The sequence below is a fragment of the Micromonospora chersina genome (assembly GCF_900091475.1).
In the GTDB taxonomy this organism is placed as follows: domain Bacteria; phylum Actinomycetota; class Actinomycetes; order Mycobacteriales; family Micromonosporaceae; genus Micromonospora; species Micromonospora chersina.
This window is the reverse complement of record NZ_FMIB01000002.1, coordinates 6628011-6648824: the sequence shown is the minus strand read 5'-3', so window position 1 is coordinate 6648824 and position 20814 is coordinate 6628011. Positions and strand designations below refer to the sequence as shown.

Genomic DNA, 20814 nt, shown 5'->3' with positions numbered 1-20814 from the left:
CGGGCCGGGCCGGGCAGGTCCCTACCGGACGGTCCACCGCTGGTTCGCCGCGGCGGTGCAGGTCCAGAGGATGACAGTGGTGCCGTTGCCCGTGGCCGCGCCGTTGACGTCGAGGCAGAGGCCGGACTGCTGGGACCGGACGGTGCCGTCGGTGTTCCGGCTCCAGCGCTGGTTGGCGCCGCCGTTGCAGTCCCAGATCTGCGCCTTGGCGCCCGCGGTGGCGTTCAGCGGGGCGTCCAGGCACTTGCCGAGGGCCTGGAGGGTGTCACCGCTGATGCTCCAGCGCTGGTTGGCCCCGCCGTTGCAGTCCCAGATCACCGGCTGGGTGCCGTTGGCGGTGTTGCTCTGCGGAACGTCCAGGCAGCGACCGGAGGCCGCGCTGACCAGTGCGCCGCTGGTGGCCGGTGGCGGGGTGGTGGTTCCTCCGCCGCTGACCCGGTAGACCACGGTGCCGTGCGCGGGGACACTTGCCGAGATGGTGCCACCGGTGGTGCTGGTGGCGCCGGTCCAGGCGTCGAGCAGGGTGAAGCTCGTGCCGGTCTTGCCGACGGCGGCGGCGGTGGTCGAGATCGTCGTGGTGGCGCTGCCCTGGTTGAACAGCGCGACCGCCACGTCGCCGTTGGCCAGCGGCTTGGCCAGCACGCGTCGGGTGCCGTCAAAGGAGACCTGGGCGCCCTGGAGGCCGAGGCCGTCCTGGTTGATCGCGATCAGGTTCCGGTTGGTCAGGATGCTCAAGGTGGCCGCCGACTGGGATCGGACGTCGTTGCCGGCGATCAGCGGCGCCGCGAGCACGGCCCACATGGCGAAGTGGCTGCGCATTTCCGTGTCGGTCATGCCGCCCCGGCCGACCTCCATCATGTCCGGGTCGTTGAAGGCGCCGGGGCGCGCGTAGCCGGCCAGGGGCACGGTGACGTTGATGATGTTCTGGATGCCCATCGGGTAGCCGTTGGTCTGGCCGGTGTCCCAGGCGTTGGTGATGTCCTCGGTGGTCCGCCACATGTTCGCCACGTCGCCCCAGTTGCGCTGCGGGCCGGTCTTGGCGTGGATGCTGTTCGGGTTGATGCTGTAGACGATGGGCCGGCCCGTCGCCGCGAGGGCGTCCCGCATCCTGGCGAAGGTGGCCACCTGCTGGTCGATCGTGCCGTTCGGCGAGCACCAGTCGTACTTGAGGAAGTCCACGCCCCAGGCGGCGAACTGCCGGGCGTCCTGCGCCTCGTGCCCCTGGCTGCCGGTGGCGCCCGGGTACGAGCCGAAGTACTGCGCGCAGGTCCGGTCCACGGGCACCTGGTAGAGGCCGAACTTCAGGCCCTTGCCGTGCAGGTAGTCGCCGAGCGCCTTCATGCCGCTGGGGAACCGGCCGGGGTCGCCCTGAAGGTTGCCCGCCGCGTCGCGGTTCGGGTTGAACCAGCAGTCGTCGACCACGACGTACTGGTAGCCGGCATCGCGCATCCCGCTGGCGACGATGGCGTCGGCGGACTGCCGGATCAGGGTCTCGTTGATGTTGCAGCCGAACGAGTTCCAACTGTTCCAGCCCATCGGCGGGGTGCGCGCCACCCCGTTCTCCAGCGCCAGCGCGGCGGGCGGACGTAGCCCGGTCAGGGTGCCGGCCAGCAGCAGCGCGGCCGCCGCGCCGGCGGCCCAGCGCCGGGCCGAGGCGAGATGTCTCATCGGTTCTCCTTCCCGCGGCGGCGTACCCCGTCGCAGGTCGTGGTCCGGCCGGTGGGCGGGACCGGCGGTGGATGGTCGGCCGACGGCTCGTCGGCGCGGGCGGGCCCGTCGCGACCCGGCGGGGAGCGCCGGGTCGCGCGGGTGAGGTCCTGGCGGTCAGGCCACGGTGCAGGCCGCGCCGTTGAGGGTGAACCCGCTCGGCCGGGCCGTGTTGCCGGTGTGCGTGGCCTGGAAACCGATGCTCAGCGAGGCGTTCGGCGCCAGGGTGGCGTTGTAGTCGACGTTGCGGGCGGTCACCTGGCCGGAGGTGGGCGCGTAGGTGGCGTTCCAGCCGCCGACGATGTTCTGGCCGCCGGGCAGGGTGAAGACCAGGGACCATCCGTTGATCGTGCTGGTGCCGGTGTTGGTGACCGTGATGTCCTCGGTCAGGCCGTTGTTCCACGCGTTGACCGTGGCGGTCACCCGGCACGCCCCGCTCCCCGGCGCCGGGGTGGTCGGGCCGGGCGTCGGGGTGGTCGGGCCGGGCGTCGGGGTGGTCGGGTCCGGTGTCGGCGTGCCGCCCTGGAACTGGGTGAAGAACGACCAGACCACGCCGGGCACCCAGGTCCGGTAGCCGCTGTCCCCGGTGGCGCCGTCCTGCGGAGCGGCGATGTGCCCCTCGTCGAACGCGGCCCACACCACCGGGTGCCCGGCCGAGCAGCCCGAGTAGGTCGTCACCCGGTGGGTGAGGCTCCCCTGCGCCGGCTCGGCGGGGTTCTGCGCGGCGCAGCCGTTGTTCCGGCCGAACCGGTCCCGCAGCGTGCGCCCGCCGGCGATGTTCAACACGCTGTCGCGGATGCCGTGCACCCCGAGGTAGGCGACCGGCTGGGTGCCGCCGCTGCATCCGCTGAGCTGCCCGCCGGACTGGACCGCGACCGCTCGGAAGACGGTGGGCCGGGCGCAGGCGATCGCGTAGCTCATGGCCCCGCCGTAGCTGAAGCCGACCGCGAAACGCTGGGTCGTGTCGACGCACAGGCCGGCGTCGAGTTGGCGGATCATGTCGTCGACGAAGGTGAGGTCCTCACCGTTGGTGTTGGCCCAGCCGTTGTTGAGGCCCTGGGGCGCCACGAAGATCGTGCTCTCGTTCGCCAGCCGCTGCAGGCCGTAGTAGGACCAGACGTCCCGCTGCACGGTCTGTCCGGTGGCCACGTCGGTGGCGGTGCCGTTCAGCCAGTGGAACCCGAAGACCACCCGGTAGGGACGGTTGCTGTCGTAGTTGTCGGGGACCCTGAGGATGTACGTGCGGGTCCGGCCGCTGCTCTGGATCGAGTGGGTGCCGCTGGACAGGGCGGGTGCCCTGCCGCACCCGGCGGTCGTCGCGGCGGCGCCGACGTCCGCGGCCGCGGTGGTTGCGCCGAGACCACCACTCAAGACGGTGGAGGAGGCCGTGGCGATGGCAAGCGCCGCGACGGCGATCGCGCCGAGGAAGGATCTGGGTCGGGGCATGGGGTGTCTCCCTTCGCCGCGCCGGGCGGCGTAGCTGGATGATGACGGTCCGGATTCGCGCGGCCGGCCCTGACGTGGTGGCGCTCGACGCCCCGTCAGGGGGTGCGCGCCTGCCCTGCCCTTGGCTCCCGTCCGCAACCTACTCTGTGAGCGCTAACATCGCAATCCGTAGATGGATACGGCATTGAGCCTGTTATCGATAACATGCTATGTTCGCCCCTCAGCATCGGGAGCAACGCCACCGTGTCATTCGGATTCAACGGCTCGTGGACCGGCAGCCTGCCGAGCAGCTTCCGGTGGAGTTCCAGCGGCGCGCTCATCGGCCCGAAGAACGACGGCCGCGGCATCGCCGGCATCAAGGACCCCTCCGTCGTGTACTACAACGGCAGGTACCACCTCTTCGCCAGCACGGCGAAGTCCTCCGGCTACAACCTGGTCTACACGAGCTTCGCCGACTGGTCGCAGGCCGGCTCGGCGCCCTTCACCTACCTGGACCAGACCCCGATCGGCGCCGGGTACCGCGCCGCGCCGCAGGTCTTCTACTTCGCCCCGCAGCGGCTGTGGTACCTCGTCTACCAGACCGGCAACGCGTCGTACTCCACCAATCCGGACATCAGCAACCCGGCCGGGTGGAGCGCGCCGAGGAACTTCTACAGCGGCATGCCGCAGATCATCAGCGACAACATCGGCAACGGCTACTGGGTCGACATGTGGGTCATCTGCGACTCGGCGAACTGCTACCTGTTCTCCTCCGACGACAACGGGCACCTCTACCGGTCCCAGACCACGCTGGCGGACTTCCCGAACGGCATGACCAACACGGTCATCGCCATGCAGGACAGCGACCGTAACCGGCTGTTCGAGGCGTCCAACGTCTACCGGGTCGGCGAGCAGTACCTGCTGCTCGTCGAGGCCATCGGCAGCGACGGCCGCCGCTGGTTCCGCTCCTGGACCGCACCGGCCGTCACCGGGCCGTGGACCGCCCTGGCGGACACCGAGGGCAACCCGTTCGCCCGCGCCGACACCGTCACCTTCCCGGGCGACGCGTGGACCCGCGACATCAGCCACGGCGAGCTGATCCGCAGCGGCTACGACCAGACCCTCACCGTCAGCCCCTGCAACCTGCGCTACCTCTACCAGGGCCTGGACCCCGCCGCCGGCGGCGACTACAACGGCCTGCCCTGGCGCCTCGGTCTGCTCACCCAGACCAACTCCACCTGCTGAATCCGCTCCCCGGCAGGCGGGTCACCGCCTGCCGGGGCGCCGGCCGCCTCAGAACCCCCGGGCGAGCCGGTAGTACGCCTGGTTCCAGCGGATCTCCTCGGCGAACCGGCGCGGGTCCGTGTCGGCGTCGATGACGACCAGCTCCGTCCGGCTCATCTCGGCCAGGTCGTGCAACTCCTCCACCCCCACGGCCCGCGACAGCACCGTGTGGTGCGGGGCGCCCGCGGTGATCCACGCCTCGGCGGAGCCGGCGAGGTGCGGGCGGGGGCGCCAGACGGCCCGGGCCACCGGCAGCCGGCGCAGCGGGTGCGGCGGCGGCACCACGTCGACCTCGTTGGCGACGAGCCGGAAGCGCTCCCCCATGTCGGCCAGGCCGAGCACGACCGCGGGACCGGGCTCGGCGTCGAAGACCAGCCGGACCGGATCCTCCCGCCCGCCGATGCTCAGCGGGTGGATCTCCACGGACGGTACGTCCGCGGCGATGCTCGGGCACACCTCGAGCATGTGCGCGCCGAGGACCAGTTCCCGGCCCGGCGTGAGGTCGTAGGTGTAGTCCTCCATGAAGGACGTTCCGCCGTCGACCCCCACGGCCATCGCCTTGAGGGCGTGGACCAGGACGGACGTCTTCCAGTCGCCCTCGCCGCCGAAGCCGTAGCCGTCGGCCATGAGCCGCTGCACGGCGATGCCCGGCAGCTGGCGCAGCCCGCCCAGGTCCTCGAAATTGGTGGTGAAGGCGCGGAAACCACCGGCTTCCAGGAAGGTACGCAGGCCCAGCTCCAGCCGGGCGGCGTAGCGCAGGGACTCGTGCCGGTCGCCGCCGGGGCGCAGCTCGGGCACCATCCGGTAGCTGTCGTCGTACTCCTTGACCAGGTCGTCCACCTGCGCGTCGGTGACCTCGCCGACCACCCGGACGAGGTCGTTGACCCCGTAGGTGTTCACCGAGACGCCGAAGCGCAGCTCCGCCTCCACCTTGTCGCCCTCGGTCACCGCGACGTCGCGCATGTTGTCGCCGAAGCGGGCCAGCCGCAGGGACCGCATCGCCGACCAGCCGATGGCCGCCCGTGCCCAGGCGCCCACGCGGGACACCACGCGCGGGTCGCTGACGTGCCCGGCGACGGTCTTGCGGGCCACCCCGAGCCGGGTCTGGACGAACCCGAACTCCCGGTCGCCGTGCGCCGCCTGGTTGAGGTTCATGAAGTCCATGTCGATCTCGTCCCACGGCAGCAGGACGTTGGCCTGGGTGTGCAGGTGCAGCAGCGGCGTCCGCAGCGCGTCCAGGCCGGCGATCCACATCTTCGCCGGCGAGAAGGTGTGCATCCAGGCGATCACCCCGATGGCCCCCTGCGCCGCGGCGTCGCGGCAGACCCGCAGGATGTCGCCGCTGGTGGTGAGCACCGGTTTCCAGACGACCCGGGCGGGGATCTGCGGCGAGTCGTGGAGCGCCGCCGCGATCTGCCGTGACTGCTCGGCCACCTGGCGAAGGGTGTCCTCGCCGTACATGGCCTGACTGCCGGTGAGGAACCAGATCTCAGGCTCAGCGTGCGTTGCCATGGGATTGCCTTCCGCGAGGTGGTCGGTCACTTGTAGCGGATTCCGATCAGACGTTGGAGCAGGATGAACGCGAAGAGCAGGCCGCCGATCACGATCTTGGTCCACCAGGAGTTGAGGCTGCCGTCGAAGGTGATGAGCGTCTGGATGACCCCGAGGACCAGCACCCCGAGCACGGTGCCGAAGACGTAGCCGGAGCCGCCGGTGAGCACGGTCCCGCCGATGACCACGGCGGCGATGACGTCGAGTTCCATGCCCACGGCGATCAGCGGGGCGCCGGAGAGCGTGTAGAACGACAGCAGGATGCCGCCGATCGCCGCGCAGAGGCCGCTGATCGTGTAGACGGCGATCCGGGTCCGGCCCACCGGGAGCCCCATGAGCAGCGCGGACTGGGGGTTGCCGCCGATGGCGTACACGTTGCGGCCCAGCCGGGTGTACGCCAGCGTGTACGCGGCGACGGCGACCACCACGAAGGCGATGAGCACGCTTACCGACACGAAGTTGCCGCTCGGATCTCCGATCCGTTCCTGCGACATGCGCGTCCAGAACCCGTCGGTGATCGGGATGGACGAGCCGCTGATGAAGGTGCACATGCCGCGGGCCAGGAACATCCCGGCGAGGGTGACGATGAACGGCTGGATGTCGAAGAAGTGGATCACGCAGCCCATGAGGAAGCCGAGCGTCGGCCCGATGAGCAGCGCGACGAGCAGCACCAGCGCGGCCGGCAGCCCCTCCCGCAGCAGGAACGCGGACACCATCGCGGTCATCGCGACGACCGAGCCGACGGAGAGGTCGATCCCGCCGGTGAGGATCACGAAGGTCATGCCGACCGCGACGACGAGCAGGAACCCGTTGTCGATGAAGACGTTGAAGACGACCTGGATGTTGGAGAACGCGCGGTATTGGGAGACGCCGACGCCGTAGAGGACGAGCAGCAGGGCGAGGGTGGCCAGGACCGGGACGTGCCGCCGGGGCAGCCGCGACCAGGTGCGGGTGGCCATCAGGGACAGGGTTGTCATGCCGGCACCTGCTCCTTTGGCTGCTCGGTCACGGGGACGGGTGCGGCCGCCGGGGCGCGGCGTCGGGTGAACCGGGCCCGGAAGCCGGGCGCCTGGATGAGGCAGACCGCGATGACCACGACCGCCTTGAACAGCAGCGAGGTCTGGGGCGAGATGTTCATGGCGTACACCGTGGTGGTGAGGGTCTGGATGAGCAGCGCGCCGAGGATGGTGCCGCCGAGGGAGAACCGGCCACCGGCGAGCGACGTGCCGCCGATGACCACGGCGAGGATGGCGTCGAGTTCCACCCAGAGGCCGGCGGCGTTGCCGTCGGCGCTGGACACGTTTGCCGTCATCATGAACCCGGCGATCGCGGCGCAGGCCGCACTGATCACGTAGACGAGGAAGGTGATCCGCCCGGACCGGATGCCGGCCAGGCGGCTGGCCCTCGCGTTGCCGCCGACGGACTCGATCATCAGGCCGAGCGCGGTGCGCCGGGTCACCGCGGCGACGACCGTCGCGGCGGCGAGGGCGAGGAAGATGGCGAGCGGCAGGGTCAGCAGGTGGCCGACGCCGATGGCCTTGTACGGGCCGGAGTTGATGGTGAGGATCTGCCCCTCGGTGATCAGCTGGGCCAGGCCCCGGCCGGCGACCATGAGGATCAGCGTGGCGATGATCGGCTGGATGCCGATGACGGCGACCAGCACGCCGTTCCAGGCGCCGAGCACCAGCGCCACCCCCAGGCCCAGGGCCAGCGCCGTCAACACGCCGCCGAGGTCGTTCTGGTCGGGTTGCCGGCTGATGTACAGGCAGGCGATGGCGCCGCTGATCGCGCAGAGCGAGCCGACCGACAGGTCGATGCCGCCGGTGGCGATCACCAGTGTCATGCCGAGCGCGACCAGGATCAGCGGCGCGCTCAGCCGCAGGATGTCGATGAGGCTTCCGTACAGGTGACCGTCGCGCATCTGCACCGAGAGGAAGCCGGGTCGGTAGACGGTGTTGGCGGCCAGCATGACGACGAGGACGGCGACCGGCCAGAAGAGCCGGTGTGTCGTCAGCGCCCGGAGGCCGGCCCGTCGGCTGCTCATGACGGCATCCCCTCGTGCCCGGCGCCGGCCGCGATGCTCTGCATGATCCGGTCGGCGTCGACGCTCTGGTCGTTGCCGAGTTGCGCGACCATCTCGCGGTCGCGCATCACGGCGATCTTGTGGCTGAGGCGCAGCACCTCCTCCAGTTCGGCGGAGACGAACAGCACCGCCATGCCACCGTCGGAGAGCTGGGCGACCAGCCGCTGGATCTCGGTCTTCGCGCCGATGTCGATGCCCCGGGTCGGCTCGTCGAGGATCAGCAGGCGGGGTTCGGTGATGAGCCAGCGCGCGAGCAGCACCTTCTGCTGGTTGCCGCCGGAGAGGTTGCCCACCGGGATGTCGGGGTCCGCCGGGCGGATGCTCAGGGCCCGCACGTACCGGTCGACCAGTTCGTCCTGGCGGCGGCGGGGAACGGGCCGGAGCCAGCCCCGGGCGGCCTGGAGGGCGAGGATGATGTTCTCCCGCACGGACAGCTCGGCGATGATCCCCTCGGCCCGCCGGTTCTCGGAGCAGAAGCCGATGCCGTGGGCGATGGCGGCCACCGGCGTACGCAGCGAGGTGGGCGAGCCCTGCACCCGGACGCTGCCGTGGTCGGCGCGGTCGGCGCCGAACAGCAGCCGCGCCACCTCGGTACGGCCCGAGCCGAGCAGGCCGGCGAGGCCGACGACCTCTCCCTGGTGGATGGTGAGGCTGAACGGCGCCACGGCGGAGCGGCGTCCCAGCTCGCGGACGTCGAGAAGCGGCGGGCCGTCCGCCCGGTCGGCGGGGTCGTGCCGGGGTTGCTCGTCGAGACGCTCCAGCACGCGCAACTCCTTGCCGATCATCTTCTCCACCAGGCCGAGCTGGGGCAGCTCGCTCGTCGCGTACTCGCCGACGAGCTGGCCGTTGCGCAGGACGGTGATCCGGTCGGCGATCTCGTAGACCTGGTCGAGGAAGTGGGTGACGAACAGGATCGCGATGCCGTCGTCGCGCAGTTGCCGCATGACCCGGAACAGCTGCGCGACCTCACCGGCGTCGAGGCTGGAGGTCGGCTCGTCCAGGACCAGGACCCGGGCCTCGATGTCGATGGCGCGGGCGATCGCCACCATCTGCTGGACGGCCAGCGAGTAGCTGCCGAGTTGGGCGTTGACGTCGATGTCCAGGTCGAGCCGGGCGAGGAGGCCGCGGGCCCGGCGCCGCATCTCGCCCCACCGGACCGCGCCGAGCCGGCGGGGTTCCCGGCCGATGAAGATGTTCTCCGCCACCGAGAGGTTGGTGCAGAGGTTGACCTCCTGGTAGACGGTGCTCACTCCGGCGGCGGTGGCCTGCATCGGGCCGGTGAAGGACACCTGCTCGCCGCCGAGCGTGACGGTGCCGTCGTCGGTGCCGTAGACACCGGTGAGCACCTTGATGAGGGTCGACTTGCCGGCTCCGTTCTCGCCCATGAGGGCGTGCACCTCTCCGGGGAAGAGGCGGAAGGCCACGTTGTCGAGCGCGCGTACGCCGGGGAAGGACTTGCTGATCCCCGTCATTGTCAGGACGGGATGGCTGCCTGTCATGCCACCGGGCCTTTCCTGAGATGGGTGAGAAGGGCACGCGGGCCCCGGTCGGTGGGGCCGCGCGGCGGCCGGGCCCGAGGCCCGGCCGCCGCGTCGGATGCCGGGGGCGTCGACCCCCGCGGTCGGTGTCAGTACTTGCGGTTGGGCAGCGCCTCCTTGGCCTGCTCCTGGGTGAAGGTGGTCTCCTGGGTCTCGATCCGGGCGGGGACCTCCTCGCCGTTGTGCACCTTCTTCACGAGGTCCATGAGCTGGGGACCGAGCAGCGGGCTGCACTCGGCGATGAAGTTGAACTTGCCGTCGGCGAGGGCCTGCATGCCGTCCTTGACCGCGTCGACGGTGATGATGGTGATGTCCTTGCCAGGCACCTTCCCGGCCGCCGTGATCGCCTCCAGCGCGCCGAGACCCATGTCGTCGTTGTGGGCGAACAGCACGTCGATCTTCGGGTTGGCCTTGAGGAACTGCTCCATCACCTGCTTGCCGCCCGCCCGGGTGAAGTCACCCGACTGCGAGGCGATGATCTTCAGGTTCGGGTTGGCGGCGATCGCCTCGGCGAAGCCCTTCTTCCGGTCGTTCGCCGGGGCCGAACCGGTAGTGCCCTGGAGTTCGACGATGTTGACCGGGCCGGCGGCGGCCTTCTTCTGCTCCACCAGCCACTCCCCCGCGAGCCTGCCCTCCTTCACGAAGTCCGAGCCGAGGAAGGTCTTGTAGAGGGACTTGTCGGCCGAGTCGACGGACCGGTCGGTGAGGATGACCGGGATCTTCGCGTCCTTGGCCTCCTTGAGCACGGTGTCCCAGCCGGATTCGACCACCGGCGAGAAGGCGATCACGTCGACCTTCTGCTGGATGAAGTTCCGGATGGCCTTGATCTGGTTCTCCTGCTTCTGCTGCGCGTCGTCGAACTTCAGGTCGATCCCGGCCCCCGCCGCGGCCTCCTTGATCGAGGTGGTGTTCGCCGTACGCCAGCCGCTCTCCGCGCCCACCTGGGAGAAGCCCAGGGTGATCTTGCCGTCGTCGCCGCCGGCGCTGCCGCCCGTGTCGCTGTTGCCGCAGGCCGCCATGCCGGTGGCGAGCAGCGCGGCGGTGAGCACCGCGATGACCTTCCGGGACGGCAGGTGGGTCCTCATTCTCTTCACCGCAATCTCCTCGGGGTAAGCGTTCCGCGAGCCGCACGCCCGGGAAGGCGTACGCCCTGCGTAGGTGGTGGTGTCCGGGGGTGGTGCGACGCGGACGGCCCGGGTGGGCGCCGCGCGATCGGGGCGGCCGTCAGGGGCTCGCGGGTGAGGGGGGTCGCTGTCCGTAGACGTTCTGATAGCGGTCGTGCAGGGCGTCGACGTCGACAGCCGCCATCGGCAGCGGCTCGCCGAGCGCGCGGGCCAGGTGGGCGGTGCGGGCGATGTCCTCGCACATCACGGCGGCCTTGACCGCGGCCCGGGCGTCCCGGCCGATGGTGAACACGCCGTGGTTGCGCATGAGCACGGCCGGCGAGCGGTGCCCGGCGAGGGTCTCCACGATCCCCTTGCCGATGTCGTCGCCGCCGATGAGGGCGAACGGTCCGACCGGGATCTCGCCGCCGAACTCGTCGGCCTGCGCCGTGAGGTGGCAGGGGATCGGCTCCCCACGGGCCGCCCAGGCGGTCGCGTACGCGCTGTGGGTGTGCACCACCCCGCCCACCTCGGGCATTGCCCGGTAGACGTAGGCGTGGGCGGCGGTGTCACTGGACGGCGAGAGGTCGCCCTCGACCACGACCCCGTCGAGGTCGCACACGACCATGTTCTCCGGCGCCAGGTCGTCGTAGTCCACGCCGCTCGGCTTGATCACCATCAGGTTCTGGCCGGGCACCCGGGCGGAGACGTTCCCCGCCGTCCAGGCGACCAGGCGGTAGCGGGTCAGTTCGGCGTGCAACCGGGCGACGCTCTCCCGGAGCCGCCGGATCTGCTGACCGGGCTCGGCACTCATGCGACCACCTCCAGCGGCGTCGTGGCGGGTTCCGCCGATCGGTCGACGGCGGCGTTGCGGATCGCGCGCAGGCGGGACATGACGTCGTTGCCGCCGCGACCGAAGTGGTCGTGCAGGGTCCGGTACTCGGCGTAGAGCGCGTCGTAGGCCCGTGCCCGCTCGGGATCCGGCCGGTAGACGTCGCGGTCCACCCGGCCCATCGCCGCGGAGGCCGCGTAGACGTCCGGGTACGCGCCGGCGGCGACCGCGGCGTGGATGGCCGAGCCCAGCGCGGGTCCCTGGGCCGACCCGATGAGGCTCAACGGCCGGTTGGTGACGTCGCTGTAGATCTGCATGAGCAGCCGGTTGCCGGCCAGGCCGCCGGCCACCACCAGCTCGCGGATCGGCACCCCCGCCTCGACGAACGCCTCGATGATCATGCGGGTGCCGTACGCCGTCGCCTCCAGCAGCGCGCGGTAGACGTCCGCCGGCCGGGTGGCCAGCGTGAGCCCCACGACGAGACCGCTCAGGTCGTGGTTGACCAGCAGGGAGCGGTTGCCGTTCCACCAGTCCAGCGCGATCAGCCCGTGGCCGCCGACCGGCTGTTCCGCGGCCAGCGCGGAGAGCCGCTCGTGGGAGTCCACGCCCGCCGGGGCGGCGTGCTCGACGAACCAGCCGAAGATGTCACCGACGCCGCTCTGGCCGGCCTCGTACCCCCAGGCGCCGGGGCTGAGTCCACCCTCGACGACGCCGCACATGCCGGGCACCTCGGCCAGGTCGGCGCCGTTGACCACGTGACAGGTCGAGGTGCCCATGATGGCGACGAGGTGCCCGGGCGCCAGGGCCTGGGCCGAGGCGGCGGTGACGTGGGCGTCGACGTTGCCGGCCGCGACCGCGATGCCCTCGGGCAGGCCGGTCCAGGCCGCCGCCCGGGCGGTCAGGCCGCCGGCCCGGGCGCCCATCGGCAGCAGCGGACCGTCCAGCTTGGCGACGAAGTCGGCGAATCCCGGGTCCAGTGCGGCCAGGAACTCCCGGGACGGGTAGCGGCCGTCCTGCCGGATGCCCTTGTAGCCGGCGGTGCAGATGTTGCGGGTCTCCACGCCGCACAGCTGCCAGACGATCCAGTCGGCCGCCTCGACGAACCGCTCGGCGCGCCGGTAGATCTCGGGGTCCTCGTCGAGGAGCTGGAGGCCCTTCGCGAACTGCCACTCGGCGGAGATCTTCCCGCCGTACCGGCCGAGCCAGGGCTCGCGGCGTTCCCGCGCGAGGACGTTGATGCGGTCGGCGTGCGGCTGCCCGGCGTGGTGCTTCCACAGCTTCACCCAGGCGTGCGGCCGGTCGCGCAGCTCCGGCACCTCGCAGAGCGGCGTGCCGTCGGCCAGGGTGGGCAGCACGGTGCAGGCCGTGAAGTCGGTGGCGATGCCGATCACCCGCGCCGGGTCGATGCCCGCGGCGGCCACGGCGGCGGGCACCGCGTGGCGCAGCACGTCCCGGTAGTCCTCGGGGTCCTGGAGCGCCCAGTCCGGTGGGAGCGGCGCCGCCGTGCCTGGGAGCGAGGACTCGATCACCCCGTGCCGGTACTCGTGGACCGCGGTGCCCAGCTCGGCGCCGTCACCGACACGGACCACCAACGCCCGGCCCGACAACGTCCCGTAGTCGACCCCGACGACGTACCGGTCCCCCGGTCCGTCCACACCCGTCATCTCCACCTCCGCGTGCCGTGGCTCACATTGTTAGCGCTCACATCGGCGTCGGTCAAGACGCGATCGCAACAGTCCCGTAACGGGTACGCCACCGACCTCGGCGGGCTGCCCGCGCCGCACGGCCCACGCGGACGCACAGGTGTTAACGTACACAGACATCGATGGAAGGCTGCGCCCCTCATGAGACCGTCGACCTCATGACGGCGCGACGGTGAGCTGTTAGCGCTAACCCTTCCTGCCTCACCGGAGCCCTGGTGGAGGGGATGCCGGGCGCAGGCGGCCACGCCGCTGTGAACGGTCACAACCAGATGCGGACCCAGGGCCGGCCGCGACTCGCCGGAGGTCGAGGTCGAGCGGATGGCGAGGCCGCGGCCCGACGCGATCGCGCGGCCCGACGTGGTCGGGCCGCGCGATCGGGGCTCGCTCAGACGGCGGTGATGGTCCAGTGGTTGTTGGTGTTCCCGTTGGGCGCCCACATGCAGACCGTCGACCCGACGGTGGCGTTGCCCATCCCGTCGAGGGCCGTGCCGGTGCCCCGGTTGACGATCTGGTAGCGACCGCCGCCCACGCTGGTCAACCGCCACTGCTGGTTGTCACCGCCGTTCCACGGCGCCTGGAGCACGGCCGCCCCGTTGGCCGCGTTGCCCCAACTGTCGACCACCATGCCGTTGGCCCGATTCACGATCCGGTGGAAGCCGCCCCCCACGTCGACCATCTGCCACTGCAGATTCACGCTTGTGACATCGCTCCACTGCTTGACCACCGACCCCGAGCCGACACTCCCGCCACTGTCCACCACAAGACCCGTCGTCACATTCGCGATCTTCACGTAGCCGGTCGGAGGGGAACCCCCGGCGAGACTCCAGTAGACGGTGTAGTTGTATCCCTGCGCGTCGTAGAAGGGGGCCAGGTTGACCGCGGCACCGTTGGCGGTGGCGGTGAAGGCGAGCGACGAGCCGCCGGACCGGGTGACCGAGGAGGCGGTCAGCGACGGCAGCGACGACAGGCTCGTGTTGCCGTAGTTGCCGGCCAGCACGACCGGGCCGTAGGTGACAGCGGCGACGCTGGCGTTGTCGTTGGCGGCGCGCAGGACCACCCGCATGGGCAGCCGGAGGGTGACCGTGTCGCCGGAGGTCCAGGACCGGCTGAGGGTGGCGTAGGTGCCGGGTGCGGGTGCGAGGTTCTGTGCCACGCCGTTGACACTGATCGTGGCCCCACTGGCCCAGGCCGGGATGCGCAGGCGCATCGCCCACGTCCCGGAGACGGCGCCGGTGACCGTCAGGGTGGTCGTGTCACTCGCCGGGTAGCTCGTGGTCTGCGTGACGGTGATGCCCCGCTCGGTCCAGGTCAGCACCGACGGCATGAACAGGTTCACGAACAGGGTCGTGCCGGAACAGAAGTAGATCGAGTCCGTGAGCGCGGTGTTGGCCTCGACCCCCGTCCCCTGGCAGCACCAGAACGAGGTGTAGTCGGTGCTCCAGGTGCCGCCACCCCACGCCGGCCCGACACCTCGGCGGCCACCCGGGTTGAGGGGGGTGAAGTAGGTGATGTGGCCGTGGCTGTCGGCCGGGTTCTGCGCCCCGATGACGTGGTTGAGCAGCGTCCGCTCGTAGAAGTCGACCAGGTCGACCCGGTCGGGATTGAGGGTGAACAGCTCCCGGGTGAGCTTGAGCATGTTGTAGCTGTTGCAGTGCTCGCAGGTGTCGCGGTTGAGGTACCCGGCGATCGCGTTCGGCGCGCGGAAGTGCTCGGCCTGGCTGTTCCCGCCGATGGCGTAGGTGTGCGCCCCGACGGTGATGGCCCAGGCGTTGACGGCGATGTCGCGGTACCGGGTGGTCCCGGTGGCCTTGTACTCCCGGGCCGCGCCGACCCACTTCGGCACCTGCGTGTTCGCGTGCAGCCCGTTGAGCTGGTCCTGGTTCCCCGCCAGGGGGTTGAAGACCGCAGCGTGGTCGAAGCGCTGCGCGGTGGTCAGCCAGCGGCCGTCGCCGGTCTGCTGGTAGAGGTCGGTCAGCACCGCGTTCATCCCACCGAACTCGACGTTCAACACCGACTGCATCTGGCTGTAGCTCAGCCGCCCGGTGCGCCAGTCCACCCAACCGGCGAGCTTGAGCAGCACGTCCCGGGCCTGCGTGCTGCCGAGGTACCGCCAGACGTCGAGAAGGCCGGCCATGATCTTGTGGATGACGTAGTAGGGCACGTTGCCGTTGGACAACGAGCCCGATTCCAGGCTGGTGAAATCCGACTCGGGAAAGCCGGAGAGGTAGCCGGCGGTGAAGCCGGCCGCGCCGTTGTTCGCCTGGCATCTGGCCAGCTCGCCGACGAAGTAGGTGGCCTTGTCCCGGCACGTGGTGTCGCCAAGCACGGCCGCGGCCTGGGCCCAGGCCGTTAGCAGGTGTCCCTGCATGTGGGTGCGGAAGGGGAAGTTCGGCGCGTCCCAGCCGCCGGTCGCCGCGGCGCCGTTGGTGGAGAGCCGGTGGTTGGCGCGGAAGTTGTACAGCATCCGGTCGGCGTCGACGAAGCGCAGGTAGTTCAGCGTTCGATTCTGGTTGTCCATCCACCTGCTGGCGGTGAGCTGCACCTGGCCCGGCGGGAACGGGTACGCCGAGACACCGATGTCCGGGCGGGCGGGAGCGACGGCCGCCTCGGCCCGGGACACGGGAAGCGTCGTGGCGCCGACAGCCACGGCTGCGGGCACGACGCCGGCCGCGCGCAGCAGGGTCCGACGGTGGATGGGCAGGTCCTGGGTTCCCATCTGAGTCCTTTCGGGGTCAGCGAGGGATCGCCGTCGCCCGGTGACGGTGGCAGCGGAGGGCGCGGACCCGGACGGGGCGGCCGGCGTGCGCGACCCCGGCATCGGGGTGGGGCCGCGGCGAGCCGGAATGGTGCGAGCTGCTGTTATCGATAACATCGCTCGTCGTTGCTATGAAACAGGCGGATGGGCATCCGCGTCAATAGCCTCTCCGGCAGGGAGTGTTGACACAAGTCAATGTGAGGATGACGCTGAGTATCGATGTTAACGCTCACAGGACCGTCCGCACCGGGAGGTAACGATGAAACCGTACGTCCGCCGGCGGCGTCGTCTGGCAACCGGCCTGGCACCCCTCGCACTGCTCATCGCGGCCACCGCCGCCGCGGTGACCTCCGCGTCGCCGGAGGCGCAGGCGGCAACCACCGGACCCTGCGACATCTACGCGGCCGGCGGCACGCCGTGCGTCGCCGCGCACAGCACCACCCGAGCGCTCTACGGCTCCTACAACGGGCCGCTCTACCAGCTCAGGCGAGCATCAGACAACGCCACCCGCGACGTCGCCCCACTCGCGCCGGGAGACGTGGCCAACGCCGCCACGCAGGACGCGTTCTGCGCCGGCACCAGTTGTCTGATCACCGTCATCTACGACCAGTCCGGTCGAGGCAACCACCTGACCCAGGCGCCGCCCGGCGGATTCTCCGGCCCGGCGCCGGGCGGCTACGACAACCTCGCCGACGCGACCCTCGCGCCGGTCACCCTCAACGGCCACAAGGCGTACGGCGTGTTCGTGGCACCGGGGACCGGCTACCGCAACAACAGCACCAACGGCATCGCAAAGGGTGACCAGCCGGAGGGCATGTACGCCATCTTCGACGGCACGCACTACAACGGCGGATGCTGCTTCGACTACGGCAACGCCGAGACCAACAGCCGCGACAACGGCAACGGCACCATGGAGGCCATCTACTTCGGCAACATCAAGGTCTGGGGCTACGGCACCGGACCCGGCCCCTGGGTCATGGCCGACCTGGAGAACGGCCTCTTCTCCGGCGTCAACGCCGGCTACAACGCCAACGACCCGACGGTGACCCACCGGTTCCTGACCGCCATCGTGAAGGGCGAGCCGAACCACTGGGCGATCCGGGCCGGCAACGCGCAGTCCGGCGGGCTGTCCACCTACTACAACGGGCCGCGCCCCAATGTCGCCGGCTACAACCCGATGAAGAAGGAGGGCGCGATCATCCTCGGCATCGGCGGTGACAACAGCCACGGCGCCGCCGGCACCTTCTACGAGGGCGTGATGACCTCCGGCTACCCCTCGGACGCCACCGAGAACTCGGTCCAGGCCAACATCGCCGCTGCCGGCTACGCGGCCGGCACCGGCGGCGGGCGGCAGAACGTCGAGATCGTCGGCAACCAGTCGGGCCGCTGCCTCGACGTGCCGGACGGCAGCACCACCAACGGGACCCAACTGCAGCTCTGGGACTGCTGGGGTGGCGCCATGCAGCGCTGGACGTACACGTCGGGCAAGCAGTTGACCGTGTACGGCAACAAGTGCCTCGACGCCGAGGCGGCCGGCACCGCACCCGGCACCCGCGCCATCATCTGGGACTGCAACGGCCAGTCCAACCAGCAGTGGAACCTCAATTCGAACGGCACCATCAGCGGGGTGCAGTCCGGGCTCTGCCTCGACGCCTACAACTGGGGCACCACGAACGGCACCAGGATCGTGCTCTGGACCTGCCACGGCGGGGCCAACCAACAGTGGAGCCTGCGCAACTGACGGTGCCGCCGGCCGGGCCGGCGTCGGCGCACCGGATCAGACCGCGGATCGGCGGGGTGGGGCAGCCAGGCGGCACCGCCGCGCCGGTCCGGCGGTGGACCAGCCCGGCCGGCGGTCACCGGGGTGGGGCGGCGACGCTCTGCCGGGTGATCAGTGTCGGTGCGATGGTCTGCCGCAGCTCGCCGACCGCATCGGTCTCGAACTGCGCGAGCAGCAGGTCCAGGCTGGCCCGGGCCACGGCGGCGAAGTCCGGCCGGACGGTGGTCAGCGGCGGAATGAAGTACGCCGCCTCCGGCACGTCGTCGAAGCCCACCACACTGATCTCGTCCGGCACCCGGCGGCCGAACTCGTGCAGGGCCCGCAACACGCCCAGTGCCAGGTGGTCGTTGGCCGTGAAGACCGCCGTCACCTCGGGCATCCGCGCCAGCATCTGCCCGCACCGGTAGCCTGACGCCGCCGACCAGTCCGCCGGCACGAGCGGCGGCACCTCGGCGCCCGCCGCCTCCAACGCCTCCCGCCAGCCCTCGATCCGCCCGGCGCTGTCGAACCAGTCGGCGGGCCCCGACACGTGCCACACCGTGCGGTGACCGGCCTCCAGCAGGTGCCGTGTGGCCTCCCGCGCGCCCGCCACCTGGTCGACAGTCACCAGCGGCACCGGGCGCCGGGGGTCGCCGTCGACGGTCACCAGGGGGACGTCCTTCGGCAGGTGCTCCAGCGCCTCACCGGCCGACTCGACGGGCGCGATGACGACGATCCCCGCGACCCGGTGCGCCAGGTGCCGCTCGACCGCGTCGGAGATGGAGACCTGGTCCAGGTCCCGGACACTGCCCACGCTGACCGCGAAGCCCTCCTCGGCGGCGGTCTGCTCCAGTGCCGCCAGCAGCGAGGCCGGGCCGTACAGGGTGGTGTTCTGCGCGACCACGCCGATGACCTGCGACCGGCCCGTCACCAGCGCGCGAGCGGCCCGGTTGGGCCGGTAGCCCAACTCGGCGATCGCCGCCTGCACCCGCAGCCGGGTCTGCTCCCGGACGTTCGGGTGCCCGTTGAGCACCCGCGACACGGTCTGATGGGAGACCCCGGCAAGGCGGGCCACATCCGTCATCGCGGGACCCCGCACGGCACCCACCCTCCCCGCCAAGCCCTCGACCACGCCCGGCGGTCGACGCCGGAGCCGCGGGACGCGCCATCCGCGGCCCTGCACCCACCCCGGCTGAACCCTCAGGGCAGCCCGGCACAGGACCAGCGCCAGTGTACGCCCAGACCGCGTCCCGCCCGCCGAGGCACGGCCCGCCCCGGTGGTCGATGTGCCTCAGGCGCGAGCGGGCGGGCTCGGCCTCGCACCGAGCCCGCCCGCTCCGGTTCCACCCGGTCCCGCCCGCGAGCCTTCCGAGGGCCGATCCGGGTCGGACCCGCGTCACGCCACTAGCGCTGCAACGTCAGCACACCCGGCCGGTACGGCAGGAGGCCGTAGTCCCCGCCGGAGTTGGTGGCCCGACCCTGGTAGAGCAACTGCAGGTTGCAGGGATCGACGGTCATGGTCTGATCGGGGTTGCTGCGCACCAGGTCGCCGTGGCTGATGTCGTTGGTCCAGGTGGCGCCGCTGTTCGCCTTGCCGGCGAAGGGATTGCTCTCGGTGGCGGCCTGCGGCGTCCACGAACCGCCCAGGCTGGTGGCCGTGAACGAGCGGAAGTAGCGCCCCTGCGAGCCGATCGCCTCGACGAGCATGAGGTACTGGTTCTGGCCCTGGATCTTGTAGACCTGGACGCCTTCGAACAGGTTGTTCGTCGAGTCGCTCATGATCGTGGTGTAGCTCGAACCGAAGTTGCCCGGGAAGTTCCCGATCGGCATGCTGGCCCGGTAGATCTTGCCGTTGTCCCCGGCGAAGAACAGGTACATGTTCTGGCTGTCACCGATGAGCGTCTGGTCGATCGGTCCCGTGCCGGAGCCGGAGATGCTGCCGGTGAAGAGCGTCTGCTGCGACGACCACCCGTTCACGTTGGTGGGGTCGCTCGACGTCCGGTAGGAGAAGGCGGTCCCGCCCCACTGGTAGGCGAGCACCCAGATGTTCTTCGGGGCGAAGTAGAAGAGCGTGGGCGCGACAGCGGAGAACGGCATCGCGTTCTGGCTGGCCGAGGCCATGTCGGACCAGTTCGTGAACGGGCTGAAGTTCATCGAGCCCCACGACGACCCGGTGTCGTGCGTCGTGGCGTAGACCAGGTGCCGGCCGTTGTGCACGACGTTTGTGAAGTCCTTGAGCGAGACCCACCCCGACCTCGGGTTCGCCAGCGAGCCCGTCGACGACCAGCGGTACGTCGACGGGAGGGTGCACGAGCCGCCCGGCGGCGGCGTGGTGGGGTTGCTCCCGCCGTCGACGCGGACGAGCTGCCACTGCTGGTTGGCGCCGTTCCAGTCGTCGTACTGCACGATGCTGCCGCCGTCGGCGGTCGAGGCGCCCTGCACCTCCACCACCTTGTTGCTGTTCCGGTTGATCAACCGGACGTAGCCGCTGTCGGAGTCGGCGAGCCGGAACTGCTGGTTGGCCTGGTTGCCGTCGGTCCACTGCACGATGTTGGCGCCGTTGGCGGTCGACCAGTTGTAGACGTCGAGCACCTTGCCGGACAGCCGCGACCGCAGCCGGTAGTAGCCGCCGCCCGAGTCGACGAACTGCCACTGCTGCTGGTTGCCGTTGTTCCGCGTCCACTGCACGATCCGGGCGCCGTCATTCGTGGCCAGGTTGTACACGTCCAGGGCCTTGCCGCTGTTGCGGTTGACCAGCACGTACCACGCGCTCGTGTCGACCGTCGCCGCGGCGGCGGGCGTCGAGACCGCCACCGCGGCGGCGCCGCCGACCACCACCGCTGCCACGCCGGCGGCGACCAGCCGCGGCAGCCATCCACGCCGCCGTGACGGCGGCGCGACCGAGGGAGCCGTACCAAAGGCAGACATGATCCTCCTTCTGTGACCAAGAGCCGAACGGTCCGCCGACGATGGGCGCACCGCGGCGCGGACGTACAGGCTGGGTTGTCAGCGCTGACAGCTGGCCCGCGTGTGCCGGCCCGCGCCTGATCCGAGGTCGGACGAAGCGGGCCTGC

The 20814-nt window shown here is 70.7% G+C and carries 14 protein-coding genes; 2 read left to right on the top strand and 12 right to left on the bottom strand.

What is annotated here, in order from left to right:
* Positions 1-21: 21 nt before the first annotated feature.
* Together GA0070603_RS30900 and GA0070603_RS30895 are read right to left on the bottom strand one after the other, a co-directional pair.
* On the bottom strand, positions 22-1668 hold the full coding sequence (locus GA0070603_RS30900; RefSeq protein ID WP_091321270.1) for a glycoside hydrolase family 27 protein: 1647 nt from the start codon (positions 1666-1668) through the stop codon (positions 22-24).
* A 156-nt stretch (positions 1669-1824) separates the two neighbouring features.
* The gene (locus tag GA0070603_RS30895) at positions 1825-3153 is read right to left on the bottom strand and encodes a CE1 family esterase (protein ID WP_091321268.1); all 1329 of its coding nucleotides are present in this window, start codon (positions 3151-3153) and stop codon (positions 1825-1827) included.
* Positions 3154-3396: 243 nt separating this feature from the next.
* On the opposite strand from GA0070603_RS30895, the gene GA0070603_RS30890 reads away from it, so the two are divergent.
* Positions 3397-4377, top strand: coding sequence for a glycoside hydrolase family 62 protein (locus GA0070603_RS30890; RefSeq protein WP_208862977.1), 981 nt, complete (start codon positions 3397-3399; stop codon positions 4375-4377).
* Between the two features lie 48 nt (positions 4378-4425).
* On the opposite strand, the gene araA is transcribed toward GA0070603_RS30890, so the two are convergent.
* The 8 genes from araA to GA0070603_RS30850 form a co-directional block, all read right to left on the bottom strand.
* Entirely contained in the window at positions 4426-5928 is a 1503-nt protein-coding gene (araA, locus tag GA0070603_RS30885; RefSeq protein WP_091321266.1) for an L-arabinose isomerase, read from the bottom strand.
* Positions 5929-5954: 26 nt separating this feature from the next.
* Positions 5955-6944, bottom strand: a complete 990-nt coding sequence (yjfF, locus tag GA0070603_RS30880; protein ID WP_091321264.1) for a galactofuranose ABC transporter, permease protein YjfF — start codon at positions 6942-6944, stop codon at positions 5955-5957.
* Complete coding sequence (locus tag GA0070603_RS30875) at positions 6941-8011, bottom strand: ABC transporter permease (RefSeq protein ID WP_091321262.1); 1071 nt, start codon at positions 8009-8011, stop codon at positions 6941-6943. The genes yjfF and GA0070603_RS30875 overlap by 4 nt, the downstream gene beginning before the upstream one ends.
* Positions 8008-9549: a sugar ABC transporter ATP-binding protein gene (locus GA0070603_RS30870; RefSeq protein WP_091321260.1), complete on the bottom strand. Its 1542-nt coding sequence runs from the start codon at positions 9547-9549 to the stop codon at positions 8008-8010. Before GA0070603_RS30870 ends, GA0070603_RS30875 begins: the two co-directional genes overlap by 4 nt.
* 128 nt (positions 9550-9677) lie before the next feature.
* Positions 9678-10673: an ABC transporter substrate-binding protein gene (locus tag GA0070603_RS30865; RefSeq protein ID WP_091321258.1), complete on the bottom strand. Its 996-nt coding sequence runs from the start codon at positions 10671-10673 to the stop codon at positions 9678-9680.
* A 139-nt stretch (positions 10674-10812) separates the two neighbouring features.
* A complete protein-coding gene (locus GA0070603_RS30860; RefSeq protein WP_091321256.1) occupies positions 10813-11505 on the bottom strand; it encodes an L-ribulose-5-phosphate 4-epimerase in 693 nt (230 codons plus the stop codon).
* On the bottom strand, positions 11502-13187 hold the full coding sequence (araB, locus tag GA0070603_RS30855; protein WP_091321254.1) for a ribulokinase: 1686 nt from the start codon (positions 13185-13187) through the stop codon (positions 11502-11504). The genes GA0070603_RS30860 and araB overlap by 4 nt, the downstream gene beginning before the upstream one ends.
* Positions 13188-13611: 424 nt before the next feature.
* Positions 13612-15942: a beta-L-arabinofuranosidase domain-containing protein gene (locus tag GA0070603_RS30850; protein ID WP_091321253.1), complete on the bottom strand. Its 2331-nt coding sequence runs from the start codon at positions 15940-15942 to the stop codon at positions 13612-13614.
* Positions 15943-16240: 298 nt separating this feature from the next.
* On the opposite strand from GA0070603_RS30850, the gene GA0070603_RS30845 reads away from it, so the two are divergent.
* Entirely contained in the window at positions 16241-17722 is a 1482-nt protein-coding gene (locus tag GA0070603_RS30845; protein WP_091321251.1) for an arabinofuranosidase catalytic domain-containing protein, read from the top strand.
* Positions 17723-17837: 115 nt separating this feature from the next.
* On the opposite strand, the gene GA0070603_RS30840 is transcribed toward GA0070603_RS30845, so the two are convergent.
* Complete coding sequence (locus GA0070603_RS30840; RefSeq protein ID WP_208862976.1) at positions 17838-18824, bottom strand: LacI family DNA-binding transcriptional regulator; 987 nt, start codon at positions 18822-18824, stop codon at positions 17838-17840.
* A gap of 320 nt (positions 18825-19144) precedes the next feature.
* Positions 19145-20668: a non-reducing end alpha-L-arabinofuranosidase family hydrolase gene (locus GA0070603_RS30835; RefSeq protein WP_091321248.1), complete on the bottom strand. Its 1524-nt coding sequence runs from the start codon at positions 20666-20668 to the stop codon at positions 19145-19147.
* Positions 20669-20814: the final 146 nt, after the last annotated feature.

Bases quoted from the DNA above. Each gene is read 5' to 3' on its own strand.
- GA0070603_RS30850 (WP_091321253.1), bottom strand. From the start codon at position 15,942: ATGGGAACCCAGGACCTGCCCATCCACCGTCGGACCCTGCTGCGCGCG.
- GA0070603_RS30870 (WP_091321260.1), bottom strand. From the start codon at position 9,549: ATGACAGGCAGCCATCCCGTCCTGACAATGACGGGGATCAGCAAGTCC.
- GA0070603_RS30845 (WP_091321251.1), top strand. From the start codon at position 16,241: ATGAAACCGTACGTCCGCCGGCGGCGTCGTCTGGCAACCGGCCTGGCA.
- GA0070603_RS30835 (WP_091321248.1), bottom strand. From the start codon at position 20,668: ATGTCTGCCTTTGGTACGGCTCCCTCGGTCGCGCCGCCGTCACGGCGG.
- araB (WP_091321254.1), bottom strand. From the start codon at position 13,187: ATGACGGGTGTGGACGGACCGGGGGACCGGTACGTCGTCGGGGTCGAC.
- GA0070603_RS30875 (WP_091321262.1), bottom strand. From the start codon at position 8,011: ATGAGCAGCCGACGGGCCGGCCTCCGGGCGCTGACGACACACCGGCTC.
- GA0070603_RS30840 (WP_208862976.1), bottom strand. From the start codon at position 18,824: ATGACGGATGTGGCCCGCCTTGCCGGGGTCTCCCATCAGACCGTGTCG.
- araA (WP_091321266.1), bottom strand. From the start codon at position 5,928: ATGGCAACGCACGCTGAGCCTGAGATCTGGTTCCTCACCGGCAGTCAG.
- yjfF (WP_091321264.1), bottom strand. From the start codon at position 6,944: ATGACAACCCTGTCCCTGATGGCCACCCGCACCTGGTCGCGGCTGCCC.
- GA0070603_RS30900 (WP_091321270.1), bottom strand. From the start codon at position 1,668: ATGAGACATCTCGCCTCGGCCCGGCGCTGGGCCGCCGGCGCGGCGGCC.
- GA0070603_RS30865 (WP_091321258.1), bottom strand. From the start codon at position 10,673: ATGAGGACCCACCTGCCGTCCCGGAAGGTCATCGCGGTGCTCACCGCC.
- GA0070603_RS30860 (WP_091321256.1), bottom strand. From the start codon at position 11,505: ATGAGTGCCGAGCCCGGTCAGCAGATCCGGCGGCTCCGGGAGAGCGTC.
- GA0070603_RS30895 (WP_091321268.1), bottom strand. From the start codon at position 3,153: ATGCCCCGACCCAGATCCTTCCTCGGCGCGATCGCCGTCGCGGCGCTT.